Genomic DNA, 22038 nt, shown 5'->3' with positions numbered 1-22038 from the left:
AAGCGCCAGTGCTGGCGAATCCAGGGGCTTAGTAGCCCCTTGCCCGATCCACCACATTCTCCAGCGCTGCGCCGGCCTCGAACCGCGCGATCTGCTCGGCGACATAGGCCGAGATCGCGTCGGCGTCGGTGTCGGCCGCGTTGTGCGGCGTCAACACCACCTTGGGATGGCTCCAGAAGCGGCTGTCCGCCGGCTGCGGCTCCTGCACGAAGACGTCGAGCGAGGCGGCGCCCAGCGTGCCGTCGTCGAGGCAGGCCAGGATATCGGCTTCGTTCTGAAGGCCGCCGCGGCCGGCATTGATCAGCACGGGCGCGCCGAGCGGGCTGTTGCGGTTGAGCTTTGTGAAGACGTCGCGGTTGAGGATGCCGTTGGTGTCAGGCGTCAGCGGCAGCAGGCAGACCAGGATGTCGGTCGTGTGCAGGAAAGCATCGATCTGCGCAGCGCCATGGAAGCACGCGACGCCGTCGATCGTCCGCGGGCTGCGGCTCCAGCCGGCGACGCGGAAGCCGAGCCGCTTCAGCACATCGGCAGCGTCAGCGCCGAGAGTCCCCAGGCCCATGACGCCGACAGTCACCGCGCTGGCCGGCCATTGATAGAGCGGCGCCCAACGCTTTACGCGCTGCGAGTCGCGCAGGTACAGCTCCTGGCGGTGGTGCATCAGCACGTGCAGCACGACATATTCGGTCATGCGGTTGGTGAGATCGGGCACGGCGACGCGCACCAAGGGCACATCGGGCAGGCTCTTGTCCGCCATCAGTGCATCGACACCGGCACCGAGGTTGAAGATCGCGCGCAGGTTGGGGAACGCACCGAGATCGCCCGGCACCGGCTTCCACACCGCGGCATAGTGCACCTCCGCCGGGTCGAGCCCGGCATCCGGCAGCAGCACGACGCGGCGCTCCCCGCAGACCGCTTCGAACCGGGCCTTCCAGCGCTCGGGAAGCCAGTTCTGCTGCGTGCTGTTGATCAGGACGGCCAGTGTGCCCAGGGTCATTCGAAGTGCCTCGTCGGTTCCGCTTGAGAAAGCCCCTCCTTGGCACGATCTGCCGGATTTTTCTTGCAAATTTTTTCCGCAGCCCTGTCGGCGCGGGGCATATTGGCGCGTCTTCAGAACAGACGAGGAAAGTGTCGCCTATGCTTTACGCCATTCTTTGCTATCACGATGAGGATTTCGTCGGCTCCTGGAGCAAGGAGCAGGACGAGGCCGTGATGAAGAAGCTCGCCGTGGTGCAGGAGAAGCTCAGCAAGCAGGGGCGGCTCGGACCGGTGGCACGGCTGTTGCCGACGACCGCGGCGGCAACGCTGCGCAAGGAGGATCCGCCTCTGGTGCTCGACGGCCCCTACGCCGAGACCAAGGAGCAGCTGCTCGGCTTCTACATCGTCGACTGCAAGAACCTCGACGATGCGCTCGACGTCGCGCGCGAGCTGGGCGCTGCCAATCCCGGCGGTGCCTACGAGGTGCGTCCCGTCGGCGTGTTCCGGCCCGGAGGAAACCTGACGTGAGCGAGGCCGATACCGCCTGGATCGAGACTGCGCTGACCTCGGCGCGACCCCAGGCGGTCGGCGCGCTGCTGCGCTATTTCCGCGATCTCGACACTGCAGAGGAGGCTTTTCAGAACGCGTCCTTGCGCGCACTCAAGACCTGGCCTCAGAACGGGCCGCCGCGCGATCCCGCAGCCTGGCTGATCATGGTCGGCCGCAACGTCGCGATCGACGAGGTCCGCCGGGCCCGCAAGCAGCAGCCGCTGCCGGAGGACGATCAGGCGATCTCCGATCTCGACGACGCCGAAGGTGCGCTCGCCGAGCGGCTCGACGGCTCGCACTATCGCGACGACATCCTGCGGCTGATGTTCATCTGCTGCCATCCCCAGCTGCCGGCGACGCAGCAGATCGCGCTGGCGTTGCGCATCGTCTCAGGCCTCACCGTGAAGCAGATCGCACGCGCCTTCCTGGTTTCGGAAGCCGCGATGGAGCAGCGCATCACGCGGGCCAAGGCAAAGATCGCCGACGCAGGCGTTCCCTTCGAAGCGCCCGGCGCCGTCGAACGTTCCGAGCGGCTCGCCGGTGTCGCAGCAATGATCTACCTGATCTTCAACGAAGGTTATTCGGCGAGTGGAGACACCGCGGAGATCAGAAAGCCGCTGTGCGAAGAGGCGATCCGGCTGGCGCGGCTGCTGCTGCGCCTGTTTCCGAGCGAGCCCGAGATCATGGGCCTGACGGCGTTGATTCTGCTGCAACACGCCCGCAGCGCCTCGCGCTTTGCCGAGGACGGATCGCTGATCCTGCTGGACGATCAGGATCGTTCCTTGTGGAACGGCACCATGATCGCCGAAGGTCTCGCCCTGATCGACAAGGCGATGCGCCACCGCCGCAGCGGTCCCTATCAGATCCAGGCCGCGATCGCTGCGCTGCATGCGCGGGCCGCGACGCCGGAGGAGACCGACTGGACGCAGATCGACCTGCTCTATGGCGCTCTGGAAGTGGTGCAGCCGTCACCGGTGGTGACGCTCAATCGCGCGGTCGCGGTCTCCAAGGTGCGCGGGCCGCAGGCCGCGCTCGATCTGATCGAGCCACTGGCACCGAAGCTTGCCAACTACTTCCATTTCTACGGCGTCCGCGGCGCATTCCTGATGCAGCTCGGCCGCAACGACGAAGCCCGCGTCGCCTTCGACCGCGCCATCGCGCTTGCCAACACCTCGGCCGAAGCCGCCCACATCCGCATGCATCTCGATCGCCTGATCCGGGACAGCCAGCCGAAGAAGGCCGATGGCGGCGCCAGGCAGGGCGCGAAGGCGAAGTAGGCCCGTCTGCTTCACGTCGTCATGCCCGGGCTTGTCCCGGCATCCACGGTCTTTCCCTCCGCGCCAAGAACGTGGATGGCTGGGACAGGCCCGGCTATGACGTGGGGTGGGCAGTGCGCCAAAGAATTTCTGTCCCATTGTCGGCCGGGGCGTCCCGCGTTCGTCCTAGGCTCCGAATCCCGGGGAGCCATTCATGCTGAAAGCCATTGCCGTCATCGCTATTGTCCTCGCGGCCGGAATTGCCGCCGTCCTCATCTTCGCTTTGACGAAACCCGACACGTTCCGCGTCGAGCGCAGTCTCGCTGTGAAAGCTCCGGCCGACGCGATCTATCCGCTGGTTGCTGATTTTCATCGCTGGACCGCCTGGTCGCCCTACGAGGAGCGCGATCCCGCCATGAAGCGGACGTTCGGCGGAACCGCGGCGGGAAAGGGTGCCACCTATGCCTGGAACGGCAACAACAATGTCGGTGCCGGCCACATGGAGATACTGGAGGCGAACGGGCCCTCCAGGCTTCGCATCAAGCTCGATTTCGAGCGGCCATTCGAAGGGCACAACACCGCCGAGTTCACCTGTGTGCCGCAAGGCGATGCCACTCTGGTCACGTGGGCGATGTACGGTCCGGCCCCGTTCCTGTCGAAGGTCATGCAGGTGTTCATCAACATGGACAGCATGATCGGCAAGGACTTCGAGGCAGGTCTCGCCGGCCTGAAGAAGCTCACCGAGAAGCAATAAGCCTCACTGCAAACGAAGAGGAGAGAAACGATGCTTAATCCCTATCTGTTCTATCAGGACAGTTGCGAAGCGGCGTTCAACTATTACGCCAAGGTTCTCGGCGGAAAGATCGATGCAATGATGCGCTCGTCGGATGCACCGCCGGAGGTGCCGGCCCCGCCTGGCCGCGAGAAGATGATCATGCATGCGCGGATGTCGCTGCCCGACGGCAGCGTGCTGATGGCCTCCGACGCGCCGGCCGAGCACTTTCACAAGCCGCAGGGCTTTTCGATCTCGCTCACTGTCAAGGATCCCGCAGACGGCGAGCGCAAGTTCAACGCGCTCGCCGATGGCGGCTCGATCACCATGCCGTTCAGCAAGACGTTCTGGGCGAGGGGCTTCGGCATGTGCGTCGACAAGTTCGGCATTCCCTGGATGGTGAACTGCCCGGCGGAAGGAATGTGACGGGCACGGCCGCGCCCGCGATCCGTTGAGTTGCGATCCCCTCTCTCCAATGCTGCGGGAGAGGGGACACGCATGGACTCCTTACCTCACGCGCCGATCGGCCGTTTGTCCTTTCACCGGATTGATCCGGTGACGTTCTGGCTCGGCGGCGACGGCTCCACGCAACGAGGGCAGATCAGGAGCTTGGTGCCGAGCCGCCTGTCGTTCTCCGCCTGTATCTCGTCATGGACCGCCCACCACGCCTGTGAATATGGCTGCAAGGTGCCGAGCACGCGTTCCCGCTCCAGATTGGGATCCGGCGCCGCGGGTGCGGGATTCGCCACGCGCCGCTTCGCGACATGAGGACGGTTCGGATCCTTGCCAAGACCATCCCATGCGATAGGACGCCGTTCCTGCGCTTGAGCGCCTGCGCATTCAATCAGCGCTGTGCAAAAAGTAAGCAAGATGAAGCAGTATCGAATCATGCCAGGACCTTTGCTGCATATGCGACGCGCAATCCGCGTGAAGCGCTTCGCATCACGACGTTCTAATGGAACTTAAGGCAAACGGACGAGCCGGCATGGTCGAATACGAATCGGAATTTCGCATCACTTTGCGCGCGGAGTGAGGCCGCTTCGTGAAGCCGACTGCACCGCACAACAATTGGCGCAATATTGGGCTGTGATCTGCACAACAGAATCGCTAACTTCGCTTCATAAAATTTACAAACTAGGGCGGGGCGACTTGGAAGGGAGCGACCGATGGCGGCGGCGCTACAAATCAACTTTGCTCTTTGGGGAATGGTCATTTGCGTGAGCATGAAGCTCGCGCCCGTAGTCCAGACTTTGTTCTAGACGGCGAGCCCTCTGACGAGGCCCTGCAGCGGTTCCGACAACAATGGTCGTCAGTGTCGGGCGCGAGCGATCGCGAGACTATCAACGACGCATCGTCACCGACATCGCGGATAGATCGCGGCGAGATCGCGACCCTTCAACAGCAGCAGCCGTGAGCTCAGGCCGCCTCGGCGGCTGATCCAGTCGCGCACCGGGCCGGGATAGGCGGCAAGCACCGCGACCGATGCTTCCGGCTCGGCATAGAAGCGCCCGCGCCGGTCGACCGAGCGCGCGGCGTGGAAGCCCAGTACCGCGCGCTTGGTGACACAGATGCGCTCGCCCGGCACGATGCTCAGCACCAGCGTGCAGGCGGACAGACAGGGGCCGTCGATGACCACACGCTCGCCGCTCTCGCGCACCTTCTCGAACAGATCGAGGAACGGCCCGACCTGTCCACCCGGCGACTGGATGATGCGGATCTCGGCCGCCGCCGGCGTGACGCCGAGCAGCGCGAATGCAAGCATCAGGGCTTTGAGGAAGGTGATGCGTCGCATGGCACTCTCCGAAATCTCGACATCGTAAGGCGGCAGAGCGTATGTGCCTACCAATGGTACCGCAAATCCAGAGAGGTGGTAGGTAGGCGCTTGCGCGCCTTTTGCCCACCCACCAAATCCGTGCCTACCCGTTGCGCCGCTGGCCGCGCAGCGTTGGCAGGCCGATACCCGCTGCATCGAAGCCGCCATCGACGGCCAAAATTTGGCCGGTGATGTAGCTCGCACTTCCCGAGCACAGGAAGTAGATCGCTTCCGCGAGCTCCTCTTCCAGGCCGTAGCGGTTGAGCGGAATGGCGTCGTGATAGTCGGCGCGGATCTCCTTGGTGTGAACCTGCTTCGCCATCGTGGTGTCGACCGGTCCCGGCGCGACCGCGTTGACACGGATGTTGAGCGAGGCGAGCTCGACCGCGAGCTGCTTGGTAAGGTGCGCAAGGCCCGCCTTGCTGGTGCCGTAGGCCGAGCGCAGCGTCGAGGCGCGCACCGCCGAGATCGAGGTGATGTTGACGATGGCGCCGCCATTGCCGTCGCGCATCAAGGGCACCGCCGCCTTGGTGCAGAGGAACGGTCCGGTGAGGTTGACCTCGAGCACGCGGCGCCAGTCGGCCTCCGACGTCTCCATCAGCGGCGCGAACACCGCGATGCCGGCATTGTTGACGAGGGCATCCAACCGGCCGAACCGCCGCTCGATCGTCGTCATCGCGGTGGCGACTGCGGCTGCGTCGGAAACGTCGCAGGTCAGCGCCAGCGTTGACTCGCTTTGGCCGATTTCGGCGACGGCGCGGCCGAGCAAGTCGCCTTCGATGTCGAGCAGCGCCACGCGCCAGCCCTCGGCCAGGAATTTCTTCGCGGTCGCAAGCCCGATGCCGCGTGCAGCTCCGGTGACGAGGGCGACTTTTTGCGGGGCTTGCGGCATTGGCTGATCTGTCCTGTGTCCGGGGGGCGCGCGAGCGCCGGCCCCTTTTACTTCGCTTTGGTTCCGGCACGAAAGGCCCCACCGCGCTATCGAGCCCAATTCGGCCCGAATGCCCCTGCCGCAGTCGCGCTGGCGCGCCTCCAAATAATTCCCGCCCCGCTGTCGGCTCGGCAGAAGGTCGTTCGTCTTAGAGGGAACGCGGCCCGGCTGTTTCCGCCCGCGGGAAAGATCGGAATGACTGAGAGCAGCGAGGAAATCCCATGCGATTCATGATGCTGATGATTCCGCTCGGATACGAGGCTGCACCGCCGGACGTGCAGCTCGATCCGGAGCGCGTCGCGGCGATGATGCGTTACAACGAGGCGCTGAAGGACGCCGGCGTGCTGATCACGCTCGACGGCCTGCACCCGCCATCGATGGGCGCGCGCGTCTCTTTTGCGAACGGCAAGCCCATCGTCACCGACGGCCCCTTCACTGAAGCCAAGGAAGTGCTGGGCGGCTACTGGATGATCGAGGTCGCCTCGCGCGAGGAAGCGATCGCCTGGGCGAAGAAGTGCCCGGCTTCGGCCAACGAAATCATCGAGATCCGGCAGGTGCAGGAGGTGGCCGACTATTCGCCTGAAGTGCAGGAGGTCGTGGCCGGGTTTGGTGACCTGAAGAAGTAGACGACAGCCACTAGCGTTTTCCGATCGACCAACCGAAGGAGATATCCATGAGCGTCGAACACAAATTTCTCGCCGTCTATCTCGGCAGCACGACCGGTACCAAGATGGCGGCCTGGCGTGCCCTGCCGGAGGCCGAACGGAAGGCTAGGGAGCAGGAGGGCATGGCTGCCTGGCACGGCTGGGTCGAGAAGCACAAGTCCGTCATCGTCGAGATCGGCGGCCCGCTGGGCAAGACCCGCAGGATCGACGCCGGCGGCATCACAGAGGTCAGCAATGCGCTGACCGGCTTCACGGTGGTGCGTGCCGCCTCGCAGGAGGAAGCTGCCAAACTGTTCGAGAACCATCCGCATTTTGCGATCTTTCCGGGCGAGGCGATCGAAGTGATGCCCATCCTGCCCATTCCGCAGATGTAGCTTCGGTGCGAGCCCGTTCCGGGCTCGATGCCGACGCACCGGCCCGGGATTGCCGTGGAAGTACGGGGCTGATCCTGCCTCATCGCCGCTAGTGACCTTCGCGCCCGGCTCATGTAAAGGTCGTTCACATGAGCTGGCGCAAGGAGCACGGCCGCGCCGAGCGCGGCTATCACCACGGCAATCTGAAGGAAGCCTTGTTGCAGGCCGCTCTCGGGCTGATCGCCGAGAAGGGGGCGGCCGGCTTCACCTTCGCCGATGCCGCGCGCATGGCCGGCGTCAGCGCCGCGGCGCCCTACCGGCATTTCCGCGACCGTGACGAGCTGTTGTCCTCGATCGCCCAGCGCGGCTTCGAGCAGTTCGAGGCGCGCTTGTCGGCGGCCTGGGACGACGGGCGGCCCGACACGGTCACCGCCTTCGAGCGCGTCGGCAAGGCCTATCTCGCCTTCGCTCGCGAGGAGCCGGCCTTCTACAACGCGATGTTCGAATCGGGCGTGCCGGTCGATGCCAATGCCGCACTTCAGGCGGCCAGCGAACGCGCCTTCAACATCATCCGTGGCGCCGCCGAGCGTCTCGCCGCACTGACGCCGCCCGGCACACCCCGTCCACCGGCGATGATGATGGCGCTGCACATCTGGTCGATGTCGCACGGCGTCGCTTCGCTGTTCTCCCGCGGCGATGCCGCGCGTCGCAAATTGCCGATGTCGCCGGACGAGCTGTTAGAGGCCGAGGTGCTGATCTATCTGCGCGGGCTCGGCTTCCCGATCGACCGCCGTCCGGCCACGAAGGGGGCCGAGCCGCCGCCGGTGCCGCCGGAGGCTCTCTCCGGTTCGGGCGTGCCTCCGGGCGGCCCCTGGGGCAAGCCGAAATAAAGTTGCGCAAATAATTCGCCCGCCCTGTCTGGCGGCCGGCTTGACAAAACCGCGGGATGGTCTAGCTATGTAAATGTTATTTACATTCACAACGGCGCTGGTGCCGTGATGGAGATGGGAAATGGCCTACACCGCTGATGTCAATCGATGGCGCGGCCCTTCGGACCAATACCAACAGTACGAGCGTCCCCGCATGCTCGATACGCCCTGGCATCCCGGCTGGATTGCCGTAACCATTCTCGGCTTCATCCTCTGGTGGCCGATCGGACTTGCCCTTCTCTTTTTCACACTCGGGAGCAGAAGAATGTCGTGCTGGAGCCACCAGGATCGCTGGCAGAACAAGATGGAGCGGATGCAGTACAGGATGGATCGCATGCGTGACCGCATGGAGCGCCGCGGCTTCGGCTTTGGCTTCGGCCCGCCGTCCTCCGGCAACCGCGCCTTCGACGAATACCGCGCCGAGACGCTGCAGCGCCTCGAGGAAGAGCAGCGCGAGTTCAAGGACTTCCTGACCCGTCTGCGTCACGCCAAGGACAAGGAAGAGTTCGACCAGTTCATGGCGCAGCACAAGACGCGTCCGACCCCGCCGCCCACCGATCAGCAGCAGGGCTGACATCCGAGCCTGACACCTCTCAAAGCCTTCAGGCGCATGCCCCCAAAGTCCTGATGGCCCCGAGCCGCCCGCCTGCGCAACCCGCAGGCGGGCGGTTTGGTTTGGCGTGTTCGCGCCAGCGGGAGAGGCCGGATAGCCGCGCGAGAGGACGCGCATCCCGTGGGCACCGCTGGCGCCTTGATCCGGACCGCCTATATTCGCCGTCACAGATGCACGCGGATCGGAGGCGACGGTGGCGGAAGCTGCGATGAACGCGATCGACGACCTCTGGCAGGCGATCCGCCGCGAGGCCCGGCGTGCGGCAACTGCCGATCCCGTATTCGGCAAGGCTGTTGCCGGCGCTATCCTCGCTCATGACGATTTTGTCGCCGCTCTGGCCGATCTGATCGGACGGCGGCTTGGCAGCGGCGCCGAACGCGCGCGCTTCACCTCCTGTTCTCGCGACGCCTTTCACCGCGAGCCGGGCCTGATCGAAGCTGCCGGCAGGGACCTGGCGTCCATCGCGCGCCGCGACCCCGCTGTCACCGACCTGCTGCCAGCACTGCTGCACTACAAGGGTTACATCGCGCTGCAAGCCTGGCGCGTCTCGAACTGGCTCTGGCGTCACGATCATCGCGATGCGGCGCTGCTGTTTCAGAACGAGGCGTCGAACGTGCTCCAGGTCAGCATTCATCCGGCTGCCAGCATTGGGTCCGCCGTCTATCTGGACCACGCCACCGGCATTGTGATCGGCGCCAACGTCGTGATCGGCGACGACGTCACCATCCTCCAGAACGTCAGCATCGGCCGCAGCAGCGAACTGCCGGCGCGCTCGCCGCGCATCGGACGCGGCGTCTACATCGGTGCGGGCGCGAGCATCCTCGGCGACATCAGCATCGGCGATTCTGCAAAGATCGGCGCCGGCACTGTTGTGACGGGCGACGTCCCCGCCGGCTGCACAGCAGTCGGCAATCCTGCGCGACTGACCAACTGTCCCGAGTCCGCCACGGCGGCTTGAGGCGCCCTCAGGCGGCGCGGCGGCGACTTTCGCCGCCATGATGCGGCGTGACCGGCTCCGAACTGGTCTGGCCCGGCGCATCCAGCACTGCGACGTGGTGCCGATAAACCATCTCCCAGCCCTTCCACCCTGTGAACAGGAGAATGCCGACCACGACCAGTGATAGCACGACGCCCCATGGCGTGATCGCGGTCTCCGTGCCTTGCGCATAGCGGAGATAGAAATTGACCAGGGCCAGCGCGACTGCGACGAGATTGCCGATCATGTGGTACCAGGCATCGTTGAGCCGGCGAATGCGGGGCTCGCTGAAGAAGTCCGTAAAGCCGGCCGCGGCAGCAACGAGCGCCATGATGATGCCGGCGCCGATCAGCCACATCGCGGCGCGTGCCCAGAACGCGTCGCCGGTTCCGATGAAGGCCAGATCGGCGATGGGCGCGCCGACCAGGAACGCAACGGGGAACGGGATGATCATGGGGTGGAGCGGGTGATCGCCGATAGCGGCGGTCGTCTTGGGGTTGATGGTCATGGCAAAGCCTCGCCGAAGGTGATTTTCGGGACAATTCTGCGGGTGCGGGGCTGGTTCCTCCTGCACGCGCGATGCGTTCCCTCCACATGGAGGAGGGAGCGGCGTCTTCGGGGCGTATGGCTCTCGCACGGCAAGATGTTTCAAACCCGGCACGCATCATCGACGCGTCTCGGCGCCTGTTGACGTGAATCAAGCCGCGCGCATCGTGAACGCGATGTAGTCCGTCAGGCACAGCCGAGGAGCATGACGATGGCGAAGGCAAGGATTCTCGTGGTCTATTATTCCCGGACCGGCACGACGCGCAAAGTTGCTCAATCCCTGTCGGCTGCGCTGTCCTGCGACATTGAAGAGATCACCGAGGCTGGTAGCCGCAGTGGGATATTCGGCTATCTGCGCTCGGCCATGGAAGCGCGACGGCAGATCCCATCGCGCATCGCCGCGACCCTCAGGGATCCATCTCTCTACGATCTCGTTGTGATCGGAACGCCGGTCTGGGCCTGGTCGCTCTCTTCGCCCGTCCGTGCCTACTTGCTCGCAAACAGGCCGAAACTCCCTGCGGTGGCATTCTTCTGTACGCTTGGCGGGGCCGGCAGCGATCAGGTCTTCGGCCAGATGCGGGAGCTCGTCGGCAAGCAGCCCCTTCACTGTCTTTCCATCACTGCGCGCGACGTTGCCTCGGCGAATGACGCACCGCGGCTCGCCACTTTCGTTGAGGCCATACAGCGGGCCATTGGGAACGGGCGCAGCAGTGCAGCGACGAACGCGGCCTGAGGGTATGCTCGTTCAGCGGTCTGGAAGACAAGGAAGCGGTCTTTGGGCGCGTGCCGAGTGAGGATCACGCGGAGCTCAAACCCGGTTCCGGGACCGCGCGTCTTGCCCTCGATGTCCCAGCCGGATGCCGCCGCCCCGGGGCTGCCGGGCCAAATCCCTGGTCCGCCTGCCTTTCCGGCAGCCAAATTTGCTGCCGGTAACCCCGCATTAACCAACGCCGGGCTCTGGTAATTGCGGACAGTCGCGCCCAAAGCCGTGTCGAGGCCCATAGTTTTGACATCTTGGCGGGGAATGCAGGCGGCCGGCTTTGGACGAGCCCTGCACCCCAGAAAGAACAAGGCTTTGAGCGGATTTGCCGGCCGCGCCGGCTCTAGCGCGGCTGTTGGGGAACACCGGCAGCGATTTGCTGGCCGAAGGACATTAGGTAACGATCGCCTTGAGAGGATACTGCTTATGAATCCGGCCGACGTGGCTCAGTCAGCCCTTCCGGTTGCCGCCTCCGCCGACGTGTCGCTGATTGCGCTGTTTTGGCAGGCTCACTGGATCGTGAAAGCGGTAATGCTGGGACTTCTGTCCTGCTCGGTCTGGGTCTGGGCGATCGCCATCGACAAGATCTTTCTTTACGCGCGCACCCGGCGCTCGATGGACCGGTTCGAGCAGGCGTTCTGGTCCGGCGAGTCGATCGAGGAGCTCTATCGCACGCTCTCGGCCAAGCCGACGCATTCCATGGCGGCCTGTTTCGTGGCGGCGATGCGCGAGTGGAAACGTTCTTTCGAAAGCCATGCGCGGTCGGTCGCGGGCCTGCAGATGCGCATCGACAAGGTGATGAACGTCTCGATCGCGCGCGAGGTCGAACGGCTGGAACGCAGGCTGCTGGTGCTCGCAACCGTCGGCTCCGCCGGCCCCTTCGTCGGCCTGTTCGGCACGGTCTGGGGCATCATGTCGAGCTTCCAGTCGATCGCGGCGTCGAAAAATACCTCTCTGGCGGTTGTCGCCCCCGGTATCGCGGAGGCGCTGTTTGCGACGGCCGTCGGCCTTATCGCCGCCATTCCTGCCACTATTTTCTACAATAAGTTCACGTCCGAGGTGAACCGGCAGGCCCAGCGGCTGGAGGGCTTCGCTGATGAATTTTCAGCCATTCTCTCGCGTCAGATCGACGAGCGGGGCTGACGGACGGCATGTATGGAGCGTTGTCGAGCGAAGTGGATACCGGTTCGCGTAAAGAAAACGCGTCAGGACAAGAATCCAGAGCCCCGTTCCGATTTCATCGGAGCGGAATTGGCTCTACTGTGAAGGGCAATTTGGGCACCATACCATGGGCATGAACGTCGCAAGTTCATCCGGAGGCGGCGGACGCCGCGGCCGGCGGAAGCCCGTTGTGGCCGAGATCAACGTCACGCCGATGGTCGACGTGATGCTGGTGCTGCTCATCATCTTCATGGTGTCGGCGCCGATGTTGACCGTCGGCGTGCCGCTCGACCTGCCTCAGACCCAGGCCAAGAGCCTCGAAAACAACGACCAGAAGCCGATCCAGATGTCGGTCGACATCAAGGGCAAGGTGTTCATCAATGATGCCGAGATCGCGCTGAACGAGCTGGTGCCGAAGCTCAAGGCGATCACGGATGCACGTGGCGGGCTTGAGGAACGCATCTATCTGCGCGCCGACAAGAAGGCGGATTACGGGACGGTGGCCAAGGTCATGGGGCTGTTGTCCGGCGCCGGCTTCAAAAAGCTGGCCCTCGTCACGGAAGCGGATCAGGGGTAACCGGTGAAGGTGAACGTCGACAAGACACTCGTTGCGTCGATGGCCCTCCATGTCCTCGTGCTTGGATGGGGGCTCGTCACCTTTAGCAGCAAGGCCTACGTCGCGCCGGAGGAGTCGCTCCCGGTCGACATCATCTCCACCGATCAGCTCGCCAAGATGATGGCAGGCCAGAAGACCGGGAAGAAGGAAGAGCCGAAGCCCAAGGTCGAGAAGATCGCGGAACCGAAGCCGGAGGAAGACGCCGTCGGCAAAGTCACCGAGAAGAAAGAGCTGATCAAGACCAGTTCGCAGCCGGAGCCGCCGCCGAAGCCCGTCGAGAAGCCGGTCGAGAAGAAGCCGGAGCCGCCGAAGCCCGTGGCGGAGGCCAAGCCGAAGGAAGAGCCGAAGCCGCAGGAAAAGAAGCCTGATCCGGCCAAGGAAGATCCGTTGGCCGAGCTCATGAAGAAACAGGAGGCCAAGAAGCTGCCGCCGAAGCCCGTGGAGCAGAAGGTCGCGGCGGTGCAGCCGCAGCAGCAGCCGAAGCCCAAGGAGCGCACCTTCGATCCCGCGCAGATCCAGCGCGACCTCGACAAGCGTGCCGCGACCCGGCACGAACTCGCCGGCTCAGCACTGAACGCGTCGGCTTCGCTGGGATCGGCGACCGGGACTGCGGCAAACAATGTTGCGACCTGGCGCGGTGCATTCCAGGGCGCGGTCAAGCGCTGCTTCACGCCCACCTATAACGGGCAGGATGCCGATCAATATGAAGCCGACATCGACATTCCCATGAAGATCGATGGGTCGCTCGCGTCCGAGCCGATCGTCGTCGCGGTGAGGGGACCGTCGCGCTCGATCGCGCAGGCGGTAGCGGAGAGTGCCAAGCGCGCCATCGTGCAGTGCCAGATCTATTCCTTCATGCCGAAGCAGCAATACGAGAGCTGGAAGCTCATCCCCATGACTTTCGGCCTGAAAGACATGTTGTGACATCCGAACAAAAGAATTTTGCGATGAATGACGCTCGATCAATGAACCGCCGCCGCTTCATGACCCTGACCGGGTCGACGCTCGCCATGCTCGGCGGCGGACACGCCTTCGCGCAGGGTCAGCCGCGCCTTCGCATCGATCCCACCGAATTCCAGCCGATCCCGATCGCGATCTCCAACTTCGTGCCGGGCTCGCCGTCCGACGGCGATGTCGGCAACGGCGTCACGCAGGTCATCACCAACAATCTCAAACGCTCGGGCCTATTCGCCCCGATCGACCAGGCTGCCTTCATCGAGCGCATCAGCAACATCGATGTCGCGCCGCAATTCCAGAACTGGAAGACCCTCAACGCGCAGGCCCTCGTCACCGGCCGCATGACGCGGCAGCCGGACGGCAGGCTCAAGGCCGAATTCCGTCTGTGGGACGTCATCTCCGGCCAGCAGCTTGCGGGACAGCAATATTTCACCTCGCCGGAATATTGGCGCCGCATCGCCCACATCATCTCCGACCAGATCTACGAGCGGATGACCGGCGAGAAGGGCTATTTCGACAGCCGCGTGGTGTTCGTCGACGAGACCGGCCCGAAGGAGCGCCGCGTCAAGCGGCTCGCGATGATGGACCAGGACGGCGCCAACGTGCGCTATCTGACCCGCGGCTCCGACCTCGTGCTGACGCCGCGCTTCTCGCCGAACTCGCAAGAGATCACCTACATGGAGTTCGGCCAGGGCGATCCGAAAGTCTACCTCTTCAACATCGAGACCGGCCAGCGCGAGATCGTCGGCAACTTCCCCGGCATGACCTTCGCGCCGCGCTTTTCGCCGGATGGCCAGCGCGTCATCATGAGTCTTCAGCAGGGCGGCAATTCCAACCTGTTCGTGATGGATCTGCGCTCGCGCTCGACCACGCGTCTCACCGACACGCCGGCGATCGACACGTCTCCGTCTTATTCGCCGGACGGCAATCGCATCTGCTTCGAGTCCGATCGTGGCGGCCGGTCGCAGATCTACGTGATGGCGTCGGGCGGAGGACAGGCGCAGCGCATCTCCTTCTCCAAGGACGACACCAACGCCAGCTATTCGACACCGGTGTGGTCGCCGAAGGGCGATTACATCGCCTTCACCAGGCAAGGTGGCGGGCAGTTCGCGATCGGCGTGATGAAGCCTGATGGTTCCGGCGAGCGGCTGCTCACCTCCGGCTTCCACAATGAAGGCCCGACCTTCTCGCCGAACGGCCGCGTGCTGATGTTCTTCCGCGATCCCGGCGGCAATGGCGGACCGTCGCTGTACTCCGTCGATATCTCCGGCCGCAACGAGCTGAAGGTGCCGACGCCGGGCTTTGCCTCGGACCCCGCGTGGTCGCCGCTGCTGTCTTCGACATCGGGCTGACAAGAGTGCAGCTAAAATATCGCGTGTTCAGACGCGCGATGTTTTCGAAAAAGAGCGCGGATTTTTTCGAGTTCGTGGCGCGAGGCAAGACTTCCTTCACCTTGTGCCCGGCAAGGTTTGCCTAATTGCTTGATATTCAAGCGGAAATCGGTTCGCTATTGCCGAAAAACAACTCGACTTTAACGATGTTCCCTCAGAAAGGCTTCATCTCAGCTGGGGTAGAACTACGCGCTTAAACAGGACGCGCGTAAACCAAGATGCAGTTCGCTAGCCAGAGCGGAGAGCAGGACGAACAGGCCTCGCCGACGATTTCGGCGGCGCTGACCGATTCGCTGTTCGAGGCGCCCGGCACGGTACTTACCGGCATAGTGTTCTCGGCGTTCTCCGCCTCCTTGACGGCGCTCAAGACGGGACAGACGCTGCTTTGGGTATTCGTCCCGCTGCTCATTCTTGCGGGAGCCATACGCGCCTTCGATCTGAGCCGGTACCAGGCCAGAAAGTCGGTTCTGAGCGCAGAACAAGCGGCGCGCTGGCAGCAGCGCTACCAAATTGGAGCGCTCATCCAGGCCGCGGTGATCGGTCTATGGTGCTCCACGACCCTGTTGAGCAATGAGGATGCCATCGCTCACATGATTGCCCTCTCGGTCACTACCGGAATCGTGGCGGGAGGAGCGGGGAGAGCCTACGGACGGCAGTGGATATTTCGTCTGCAAGCCACCTTGATATTCGGCCCGGCCGTGATCGCGCTGGCGCTGCACGCTACACCCTATTACGTGGCGATGTCGGTAGTGTGCGCCGCGTTCCTCATCTCGGTCATGCGCCTCTCCGGCAACCTGCACAGGATATTCTTGCGCGCTGTTGTCGCACGCGAGCGCGAGGCCGCGCTCGCTGGCCAGTTCGACACGGCCCTCAACAACATGCCGCACGGGCTCTGCATGTTTCGCATCGACGGCCAGCTTGCCGTGATGAACCACCGCTTTGGCGCGATGATGAATCTACCCGACAATCTCACCCAGAACAGCACGACTGCGCGCGACATCATCGCCGCGTGCGTCGAAGCGGGGTCGATTTCGGCTGCCAGCGGCGAGGCGATCATCGCCGACATCGAAACCGCGCGGGCGAACGAAATCATCACCACCGACCCCGATCCGCACAGAAATCGTTCGCTGTCATGGACCGTCCAGCCGATGGCCGATGGCGGTGCGGTCTTGCTGCTCGAGGACATCACGGAGCGTCGCAACGCCGAAGCCAGGATCAGCCATCTGGCCCGCTACGACGATCTCACGGCGCTGCCGAACCGTGTCAATTTTCGGGACGAGATCGAACGTTTGCTCGCAATCGCGCGGCATTCGGAAGGTCTGTCGGCTCTGCTCTTCGTCGATCTGGACCAGTTCAAGCAAGTCAACGATACGCTGGGTCATCCCTGCGGCGATCAGCTTCTGTGTGCGGTCGCCAACCGCCTGCGCGAGATGCTGCGCCCCGAGGATTTCGTCGCCCGCTTCGGCGGCGACGAGTTCGTCGTCTTCCAGCAGAACATCTCTTCGCCCGAGGACGCCGCGGCGCTTGCCCGCCGCATCGTCGAGCGGCTGAGCGAACGTTATCGTATCGAAAATCATCTGGTCGAGATCGGCGCCAGCGTCGGCATCGCGCTGACCTCCCCGGGAGAGGTCAGCGCCGATACGCTGCTCAAGAATGCCGACATGGCGCTGTATCGAGCCAAGGCCGACGGCCGCGGCACCTTCTGCTTCTTCCGCGACGAGATGGCGGCGACCGTCGAGGCCCGCCGTATCCTCGAGCTCGACTTGCGCAAGGCGCTCGCCAACGAGGAATTCGAGCTGTTCTACCAACCATTGGTCAATCTGAAGTCCGGCAAGATCACCACGTGCGAGGCGCTGCTACGCTGGAATCATCCGGTGCGCGGCACGGTGTCGCCGGTCGACATCATCCCGGTCGCCGAGGACATGGGTCTGATCGTCGATCTCGGGCGCTGGATACTGCGCCGCGCCTGCATGGAATGCATGAAATGGCCGGACGGCGTCAGCGTTGCCGTCAATTTATCGCCGCAGCAATTCCACCAACGCGACGTTCTGAGCGAAATCCGCTACGCGCTCGAAGTGTCGGGCCTGCCGGCGCATCGACTGGAGATCGAGATCACCGAGTCATCGCTGCTGCGCAACACCCAGCTCACCCACGACATCCTGTCGCAACTACGCGCGCTCGGCGTGCGTATCTCGCTCGATGATTTCGGCACCGGCTATTCCAGCCTCAGCTACCTGCACAATTTTCCGATGCAGAAAGTGAAGATCGACCGCTCCTTCCTCGAAGGCATCGATACCGACCGGCCGCTGACGCTCCTGCGCGGCGTCGCGCGGCTGTCCGCCGACCTCGGAATGGCCGTGGTGGTCGAAGGTATCGAGACCAACGAACAGCTCGAGCTGATCAGCGCCGACGGCACCGTGACCGAAGGGCAGGGTTATCTGTTCAGCCGGCCCGTTCCGGCGGTTCGCGTCCGCCAATTGCTCAATGCCTCGCATGGCCGTCGTATGCCTGACGACCAGCTCGCCATCGCGTCGTCGCGATCGGCCTGATCCCTTCTGGCGGCTTCTTCATCGCAGTCGGTTCTCGGCGGCTCCGTAGTTATGCGGGCCCGTAAAGTTAACCCTAATAATTCTAAGGCTTTGCAATTTCGTTAACGAACCATTAATCTGCTGCTACTCGCGGAAGTTGCTTGGAGTAGAGGTAGCAGATGAAGTCCGGAGCCGAACCGAGCGCGGCGCTCCTTCCACGCGGCGCCGCGTTGTTTGACCGCATCGATTACCGACTCATCGAAACTCCCGAGGACAAAGACAGCCTGTACCTGATGCGCTACCGCGCCTATCTGCAGGCCGGACTGATCCCTCCGTCGGAGTCGGAGCGGGTGACGGACCGTTTCGACGACGCGCCCAACGTCTGGAATTTCGGCGTCTACGTCGACGACGAACTCTGCAGTGCCGTTCGCATCCACGTTCTGACGTCCGAATGGCGGATGTCCTACACCACGGAGGTGTTCGGCGACGTCCTGCACCCTCGCCTGGACCGGGGCGAGGTTTTTGTCGATCCGTGTCGATTCGTTGCCGATCCCGAAATGCAGCAGCGATTCCCCGAACTGCCTTATCTGACTGTCCGGCTTCCCTTCGTTGCCTGCGAGCATTTCAATGCCGATGTCGGGCTCTCGATGGTGCGGACCGATCATCAGGCGTTCTACCGCCGCGTGTTCCTGTCCGAGACGCTCACTGAGCCGCGTTCATTTCCGGGCTGGCCGACGAAGAAGGCCGTGCTCATGGCCTCGGATTATCCCAAGGTCCGGGAAAAGATCCTGACGCGCTTTCCGATCATGCGCTCCAGCGCGTTTGAGCGGCGCATGCTGTTTACGCGCAGCACCCCTCGCCAGGTTGCTACGCGGCCGGCGCTGCTGGCCACGTCGCGGAACCTGGATGTGGTGGCTCCAGCAGTTGGTTCGGCCTACTAGGGCGACCACTCTTCTCGTCTCGGCCCAAAATTCCAGCAGAAGCCGGCGTTTTTGCCGGCCGGCACGGCTTGCCTTCACCCTCGCGCCACATTTACAACTCATTAACCATGGCGGTTGCTTTTCGCTGATTGGGGGCATTTGAGCGGCTGAGGCAAGGTTCCGTCAAGGTTGACGGAACGTTCGCTTAACCAACCCCCTGTAGACCGGACAGCAGTGGACTAAACGTGAGCGTGGAGGCTCCGGAATGAAACATCCTATGCGTATCCTCCAGGGATTGAAGCTGGTCGCGGTGCTTGCCGTCGCGCTGTCGATGGGCGCCTGCGCCAACAAGAATGCCGCGACGGATGCGATGGCCAATGCGGCGACGCCCGGCAGCCAGCAGGATTTCGTCGTCAACGTGGGTGACCGCGTGTTCTTCGAAAGCGACCAGACCGACCTGACCCCGCAAGCGATCGTGACCCTGGAGAAGCAGGCGCAGTGGCTCCAGACCTATCCGCGCTACAGCTTCACCATCGAAGGTCATGCCGACGAGCGCGGCACCCGGGAATACAACATCGCGCTCGGCGCAAGGAGGGCCCAGTCGGTGCGCTCGTTCCTGGCCTCGCGCGGCATCGATCCGAACCGCATGCGCACGATCTCCTACGGCAAGGAACGGCCGGTCGCCGTCTGTAACGACATCTCCTGCTGGTCGCAGAACCGTCGCGCCGTCACGGTGCTCAACGCGAGCTCCTGACGTTCAGTCAGGCGCCGTTCAGCTTCGGAAATCGACTATGCCGGCGCCCTCTCGGGCGCCGGTTTCGTTTCAGGATTCTGTGACAGAAACCGCTTTGTACCAGTCACATTTTTGGCGTACTCCACTTCAATGTGGGGTGCGTCGAATGTTCCGTCGCAGGCCATTTCGCTTTTGTCGTCAGGGCAAGATGTCATCCAGATTCAAGGTCTTTACCGGCACCGTGGCGACCGCCGCGCTGCTCTCTTTGTGCTCGCCCGCACTTGCGCAGCCGGTCTTCGCGCAGTCGGATGATGCCGACCCCGAGATGCGGATCGAGCGGCTGGAGAACCAGCTCCGCCAGCTCACCGGACAGAACGAGGAGCTCCAATACCGCAATCGCCAGCTCGAGGAGCGGCTGCGGACGCTCGAAGGCGGCGCGCAAGGCGCGCCCGCCCAGGCGCCGAACGTTGCAGCGATGCCGCCCGCTCAAATCGCACCAACCCAGGCCACGCCGGGCTATCGCCAGCAGCAGCCGGCCGTGCAGCCGAATTACGAGCAGCCGCAGATCGCCGCCCCGGCGCCGATCCTTCAGGAGCAGCCGGTGCCCGGTGCACCCGGCATGCGCCGGCGCGGCGATGCGTTCGATCCGAGCCAGAACCCGAACGCGCCGGGCGCGCCGCGCGCGCTCGGCGGCGGACAGCAGCCGCTGCCGGCGGGAGCCGGTGCCGGCGGCCGCAACCCGGGCGAGCCGCTCGACCTCGCCAACACCAGCCCCCGCTACCAGCAAGGCGTGCCGCCAGCCGCGCAGCCCGGCTATCCGCCGGCCCAATCCGGCTATCCTGCGCCGGCCGGCGGCGCCGGCCTGACCACCCTGCCGCCCTCGGCGACGCCGCGCGACGAGTTCGACCTCGGCATCGGCTACATGCAGCGCAAGGACTATGCGCTTGCCGAGCAGACCATGAAGAACTTTGCGCAGAAATTTCCGAGCGACCCGCTCGTCGGGGATGCGCAATACTGGCTCGGCGAGAGCTACTTCCAGCGCCAGCAATATCGCGACTCCGCGGAAGCCTTCCTCGCCGTCACCACCAAATACGAAAAATCGGCCAAGGCGCCGGATGCGCTGCTGCGGCTCGGCCAGTCGCTCGCCGCGCTGAAGGAGAAGGAGGCCGCCTGCGCCGCCTTCGGCGAGGTCGGCCGCAAATATCCGCGCGCCTCCACCGGCGTCAAAGCGGCGGTCGATCGCGAGCAGAAGCGGGTGAAGTGCTAGAAAGTTGAGCGCCGCCGGCTGTCCGCAGTTTCAGCTCTCCCCACCCGGAGAGGTGAACCATCGGCTCGGGTCGATCCGACCAAGGCTTACCCCGTGCCGATGCCGCGTCCAGGCGCTGACAATGCGCATCGCCCTGCGCTAAACAGTCTGCGACTGTCAGGGCCGCGTCATGTCAGAGGACGACAATTCTCCAATCTCGGCGCGCGAGGCGAGACGGCTCTTCGCCGGCCTGAAAGCTACGCCCGCGCTGGTGCTCGCCGTGTCCGGCGGGCCGGACTCGGTCGCGCTGATGTGGCTTGCGGCACGCTGGCGGCGCAGCCTCGCGCGCGGCCCGCTTCTCACCGTCGTCACGATCGATCACGGCCTGCGGCGAGAGGCGGCGCGCGAGGCGCGCGAGGTCAAGCGACTCGCCGCCGAACTCGGATTGCCTCACCGGACCCTGCGCTGGCGCGGCGCAAAGCCGAAGACGGGGCTGCCTGCGGCAGCGCGCGAGGCCCGCTACCGCCTGCTCGCCGAGGCCGCGCGTGCCGCCGGTGCGAGCCACGTGCTGACCGCCCACACCCGCGACGACCAGGCCGAGACGCTGTTGATGCGCCTGTTCCGCGGCAGCGGGCTTGCCGGCTTGTCGGCCATGGCTCCCCTCAGCGAGCGCGACGGAATCGTGCTGGCACGTCCGCTGCTCGATGTTCCCAAGTCGCAGCTGATCGCGACCCTGAGGCGGGCGAAGGTCGGCTTTGCCGAGGATCCCACCAACCGGGACACCGCCTTCACCCGGCCGCGGCTGCGCGCGCTGCTGCCGCTTCTCGCGGCGGAGGGCGGCGATAGCAGAAATCTGGCGCGGCTCGCGGCAAGGCTGGCGCGGGCCAATGCTGCGGTCGAGGTGCTGGCCGACGGCGCCGAGCGCTTCCTCCGTTTGCGGGATCGCGGCGTTGCGCCGCAAGAAGGCGTCCGAAGCTTCGAGGCCTCGGCTTTTGCGGCTCTGCCCGAAGAGGTCCGGCTGCGGCTCCTGCTGCGGGCCATCAACGCGCTCGGACATGAGGGGCCGGCGGAACTCGGCAAGGTCGAAACCCTGATGTCCGCATTGGACCAGGCCATATTGGACCAGGACATATTGAACCAGGACATGGCGGCAAGTCTCCGCGCCCGCGCGACCGGCCGGCCGGCCCTGAAGCAGACCCTCGCGGGAGCCTTGATCAGCCTTGCCGGCGGGCGTATCCACATCGCGCCGGCACCGGCCCGGCGGCGCACCGGGAGGTGAGCACGAATGAGGGCGGATCATGACACCGGCCGTTTCGCCTCCGCAGCGTCAGGCCACCTTAACCAGGCC

General features: G+C 64.3%; 24 protein-coding genes. 19 read left to right on the top strand and 5 right to left on the bottom strand.

The features are described 5' to 3' along the window. Positions 1-28 precede the first annotated feature (28 nt). Positions 29-994 carry a 2-hydroxyacid dehydrogenase gene (locus tag EHH60_RS09035; RefSeq protein ID WP_124159125.1) on the bottom strand — a complete coding sequence of 322 codons (966 nt, stop codon included), beginning with the start codon at positions 992-994 and terminating at the stop codon, positions 29-31. Positions 995-1134: 140 nt separating this feature from the next. On the opposite strand from EHH60_RS09035, the gene EHH60_RS09030 reads away from it, so the two are divergent. The 4 genes from EHH60_RS09030 to EHH60_RS09015 all read left to right on the top strand — a co-directional run bounded on the left by EHH60_RS09030 (position 1135) and on the right by EHH60_RS09015 (position 3978). Continuing rightward, complete coding sequence (locus tag EHH60_RS09030; protein WP_124159124.1) at positions 1135-1503, top strand: YciI family protein; 369 nt, start codon at positions 1135-1137, stop codon at positions 1501-1503. After that, complete coding sequence (locus tag EHH60_RS09025; RefSeq protein WP_124159123.1) at positions 1500-2801, top strand: RNA polymerase sigma factor; 1302 nt, start codon at positions 1500-1502, stop codon at positions 2799-2801. Before EHH60_RS09030 ends, EHH60_RS09025 begins: the two co-directional genes overlap by 4 nt. Positions 2802-2994: 193 nt before the next feature. Then, complete coding sequence (locus EHH60_RS09020; RefSeq protein WP_124159122.1) at positions 2995-3534, top strand: SRPBCC family protein; 540 nt, start codon at positions 2995-2997, stop codon at positions 3532-3534. Between the two features lie 30 nt (positions 3535-3564). After that, a complete protein-coding gene (locus EHH60_RS09015; protein WP_124159121.1) occupies positions 3565-3978 on the top strand; it encodes a VOC family protein in 414 nt (137 codons plus the stop codon). A gap of 113 nt (positions 3979-4091) precedes the next feature. Here the strand turns inward: EHH60_RS09015 and EHH60_RS09010 are convergent, their stop codons facing one another. The 3 genes from EHH60_RS09010 to EHH60_RS09000 form a co-directional block, all read right to left on the bottom strand. Then, the gene (locus EHH60_RS09010) at positions 4092-4442 is read right to left on the bottom strand and encodes a hypothetical protein (protein WP_124159120.1); all 351 of its coding nucleotides are present in this window, start codon (positions 4440-4442) and stop codon (positions 4092-4094) included. Between the two features lie 464 nt (positions 4443-4906). Then, positions 4907-5344 (bottom strand): hypothetical protein, encoded by a 438-nt coding sequence (locus tag EHH60_RS09005; protein WP_124159119.1) that lies wholly within the window; start codon positions 5342-5344, stop codon positions 4907-4909. A 124-nt stretch (positions 5345-5468) separates the two neighbouring features. Continuing rightward, entirely contained in the window at positions 5469-6257 is a 789-nt protein-coding gene (locus EHH60_RS09000; protein ID WP_124159118.1) for an SDR family NAD(P)-dependent oxidoreductase, read from the bottom strand. Positions 6258-6517: 260 nt separating this feature from the next. Here EHH60_RS09000 and EHH60_RS08995 point away from each other — a divergent pair, with 260 nt between their 5' ends. The 5 genes from EHH60_RS08995 to EHH60_RS08975 all read left to right on the top strand — a co-directional run bounded on the left by EHH60_RS08995 (position 6518) and on the right by EHH60_RS08975 (position 9814). Next, positions 6518-6922, top strand: a complete 405-nt coding sequence (locus EHH60_RS08995; RefSeq protein ID WP_124159117.1) for a YciI family protein — start codon at positions 6518-6520, stop codon at positions 6920-6922. A gap of 47 nt (positions 6923-6969) precedes the next feature. Next, on the top strand, positions 6970-7335 hold the full coding sequence (locus tag EHH60_RS08990; RefSeq protein WP_124159116.1) for a YciI family protein: 366 nt from the start codon (positions 6970-6972) through the stop codon (positions 7333-7335). A gap of 128 nt (positions 7336-7463) precedes the next feature. Then, positions 7464-8204, top strand: coding sequence for a TetR/AcrR family transcriptional regulator (locus EHH60_RS08985; protein ID WP_124159115.1), 741 nt, complete (start codon positions 7464-7466; stop codon positions 8202-8204). 121 nt (positions 8205-8325) lie between these two features. Continuing rightward, on the top strand, positions 8326-8817 hold the full coding sequence (locus EHH60_RS08980; RefSeq protein WP_124159114.1) for a DUF2852 domain-containing protein: 492 nt from the start codon (positions 8326-8328) through the stop codon (positions 8815-8817). 232 nt (positions 8818-9049) lie between these two features. After that, a complete protein-coding gene (locus EHH60_RS08975; RefSeq protein WP_124159113.1) occupies positions 9050-9814 on the top strand; it encodes a serine acetyltransferase domain-containing protein in 765 nt (254 codons plus the stop codon). A gap of 7 nt (positions 9815-9821) precedes the next feature. Here EHH60_RS08975 and EHH60_RS08970 read toward each other — a convergent pair whose 3' ends face one another. Continuing rightward, a complete protein-coding gene (locus EHH60_RS08970; RefSeq protein ID WP_124159112.1) occupies positions 9822-10340 on the bottom strand; it encodes a DUF2231 domain-containing protein in 519 nt (172 codons plus the stop codon). A gap of 249 nt (positions 10341-10589) precedes the next feature. Between EHH60_RS08970 and EHH60_RS08965 the strand changes: the two genes are divergently transcribed. From EHH60_RS08965 to tilS, 10 genes are all read left to right on the top strand, one after another. Continuing rightward, positions 10590-11111 (top strand): flavodoxin family protein, encoded by a 522-nt coding sequence (locus EHH60_RS08965; protein ID WP_158626724.1) that lies wholly within the window; start codon positions 10590-10592, stop codon positions 11109-11111. 453 nt (positions 11112-11564) lie between these two features. Then, positions 11565-12281, top strand: coding sequence for a protein TolQ (gene tolQ / locus EHH60_RS08960; protein ID WP_028180156.1), 717 nt, complete (start codon positions 11565-11567; stop codon positions 12279-12281). A gap of 145 nt (positions 12282-12426) precedes the next feature. Then, positions 12427-12876, top strand: coding sequence for a protein TolR (tolR, locus tag EHH60_RS08950; RefSeq protein WP_124159110.1), 450 nt, complete (start codon positions 12427-12429; stop codon positions 12874-12876). Between the two features lie 3 nt (positions 12877-12879). Beyond that, a complete protein-coding gene (tolA, locus tag EHH60_RS08945) occupies positions 12880-13839 on the top strand; it encodes a cell envelope integrity protein TolA (protein ID WP_124159109.1) in 960 nt (319 codons plus the stop codon). A gap of 41 nt (positions 13840-13880) precedes the next feature. Further along, complete coding sequence (gene tolB / locus EHH60_RS08940) at positions 13881-15224, top strand: Tol-Pal system beta propeller repeat protein TolB (protein ID WP_199751368.1); 1344 nt, start codon at positions 13881-13883, stop codon at positions 15222-15224. A 257-nt stretch (positions 15225-15481) separates the two neighbouring features. Then, the gene (locus EHH60_RS08935) at positions 15482-17812 is read left to right on the top strand and encodes a putative bifunctional diguanylate cyclase/phosphodiesterase (RefSeq protein WP_124159107.1); all 2331 of its coding nucleotides are present in this window, start codon (positions 15482-15484) and stop codon (positions 17810-17812) included. Between the two features lie 158 nt (positions 17813-17970). After that, positions 17971-18732 (top strand): N-acyl amino acid synthase FeeM domain-containing protein, encoded by a 762-nt coding sequence (locus EHH60_RS08930; RefSeq protein ID WP_124159106.1) that lies wholly within the window; start codon positions 17971-17973, stop codon positions 18730-18732. Positions 18733-18976: 244 nt separating this feature from the next. Further along, positions 18977-19465, top strand: a complete 489-nt coding sequence (gene pal, locus EHH60_RS08925; RefSeq protein WP_035704649.1) for a peptidoglycan-associated lipoprotein Pal — start codon at positions 18977-18979, stop codon at positions 19463-19465. Positions 19466-19652: 187 nt separating this feature from the next. Further along, positions 19653-20711: a tol-pal system protein YbgF gene (gene ybgF, locus EHH60_RS08920; protein ID WP_199751367.1), complete on the top strand. Its 1059-nt coding sequence runs from the start codon at positions 19653-19655 to the stop codon at positions 20709-20711. 169 nt (positions 20712-20880) lie between these two features. After that, complete coding sequence (gene tilS, locus EHH60_RS08915; protein ID WP_124159104.1) at positions 20881-21969, top strand: tRNA lysidine(34) synthetase TilS; 1089 nt, start codon at positions 20881-20883, stop codon at positions 21967-21969. Positions 21970-22038 lie beyond the last annotated feature (69 nt).

This window comes from Bradyrhizobium sp. RP6 (genome assembly GCF_003837805.1).
GTDB lineage: Bacteria > Pseudomonadota > Alphaproteobacteria > Rhizobiales > Xanthobacteraceae > Bradyrhizobium.
This window is presented reverse-complemented; position numbering and strand designations above follow the sequence as displayed.

Coding starts and splice junctions, on each gene's coding strand:
- EHH60_RS09035 (WP_124159125.1), bottom strand. CDS start 994: ATGACCCTGGGCACACTGGCCGTCCTGATCAACAGCACGCAGCAGAAC.
- EHH60_RS09030 (WP_124159124.1), top strand. CDS start 1,135: ATGCTTTACGCCATTCTTTGCTATCACGATGAGGATTTCGTCGGCTCC.
- EHH60_RS09020 (WP_124159122.1), top strand. CDS start 2,995: ATGCTGAAAGCCATTGCCGTCATCGCTATTGTCCTCGCGGCCGGAATT.
- EHH60_RS09015 (WP_124159121.1), top strand. CDS start 3,565: ATGCTTAATCCCTATCTGTTCTATCAGGACAGTTGCGAAGCGGCGTTC.
- EHH60_RS09010 (WP_124159120.1), bottom strand. CDS start 4,442: ATGATTCGATACTGCTTCATCTTGCTTACTTTTTGCACAGCGCTGATT.
- EHH60_RS09005 (WP_124159119.1), bottom strand. CDS start 5,344: ATGCGACGCATCACCTTCCTCAAAGCCCTGATGCTTGCATTCGCGCTG.
- EHH60_RS09000 (WP_124159118.1), bottom strand. CDS start 6,257: ATGCCGCAAGCCCCGCAAAAAGTCGCCCTCGTCACCGGAGCTGCACGC.
- EHH60_RS08995 (WP_124159117.1), top strand. CDS start 6,518: ATGCGATTCATGATGCTGATGATTCCGCTCGGATACGAGGCTGCACCG.
- EHH60_RS08990 (WP_124159116.1), top strand. CDS start 6,970: ATGAGCGTCGAACACAAATTTCTCGCCGTCTATCTCGGCAGCACGACC.
- EHH60_RS08985 (WP_124159115.1), top strand. CDS start 7,464: ATGAGCTGGCGCAAGGAGCACGGCCGCGCCGAGCGCGGCTATCACCAC.
- EHH60_RS08980 (WP_124159114.1), top strand. CDS start 8,326: ATGGCCTACACCGCTGATGTCAATCGATGGCGCGGCCCTTCGGACCAA.
- EHH60_RS08970 (WP_124159112.1), bottom strand. CDS start 10,340: ATGACCATCAACCCCAAGACGACCGCCGCTATCGGCGATCACCCGCTC.
- EHH60_RS08965 (WP_158626724.1), top strand. CDS start 10,590: ATGGCGAAGGCAAGGATTCTCGTGGTCTATTATTCCCGGACCGGCACG.
- tolQ (WP_028180156.1), top strand. CDS start 11,565: ATGAATCCGGCCGACGTGGCTCAGTCAGCCCTTCCGGTTGCCGCCTCC.
- tolR (WP_124159110.1), top strand. CDS start 12,427: ATGGGCATGAACGTCGCAAGTTCATCCGGAGGCGGCGGACGCCGCGGC.
- tolB (WP_199751368.1), top strand. CDS start 13,881: ATGAACCGCCGCCGCTTCATGACCCTGACCGGGTCGACGCTCGCCATG.
- EHH60_RS08935 (WP_124159107.1), top strand. CDS start 15,482: ATGCAGTTCGCTAGCCAGAGCGGAGAGCAGGACGAACAGGCCTCGCCG.
- EHH60_RS08930 (WP_124159106.1), top strand. CDS start 17,971: ATGAAGTCCGGAGCCGAACCGAGCGCGGCGCTCCTTCCACGCGGCGCC.
- pal (WP_035704649.1), top strand. CDS start 18,977: ATGAAACATCCTATGCGTATCCTCCAGGGATTGAAGCTGGTCGCGGTG.
- ybgF (WP_199751367.1), top strand. CDS start 19,653: ATGTCATCCAGATTCAAGGTCTTTACCGGCACCGTGGCGACCGCCGCG.
- tilS (WP_124159104.1), top strand. CDS start 20,881: ATGTCAGAGGACGACAATTCTCCAATCTCGGCGCGCGAGGCGAGACGG.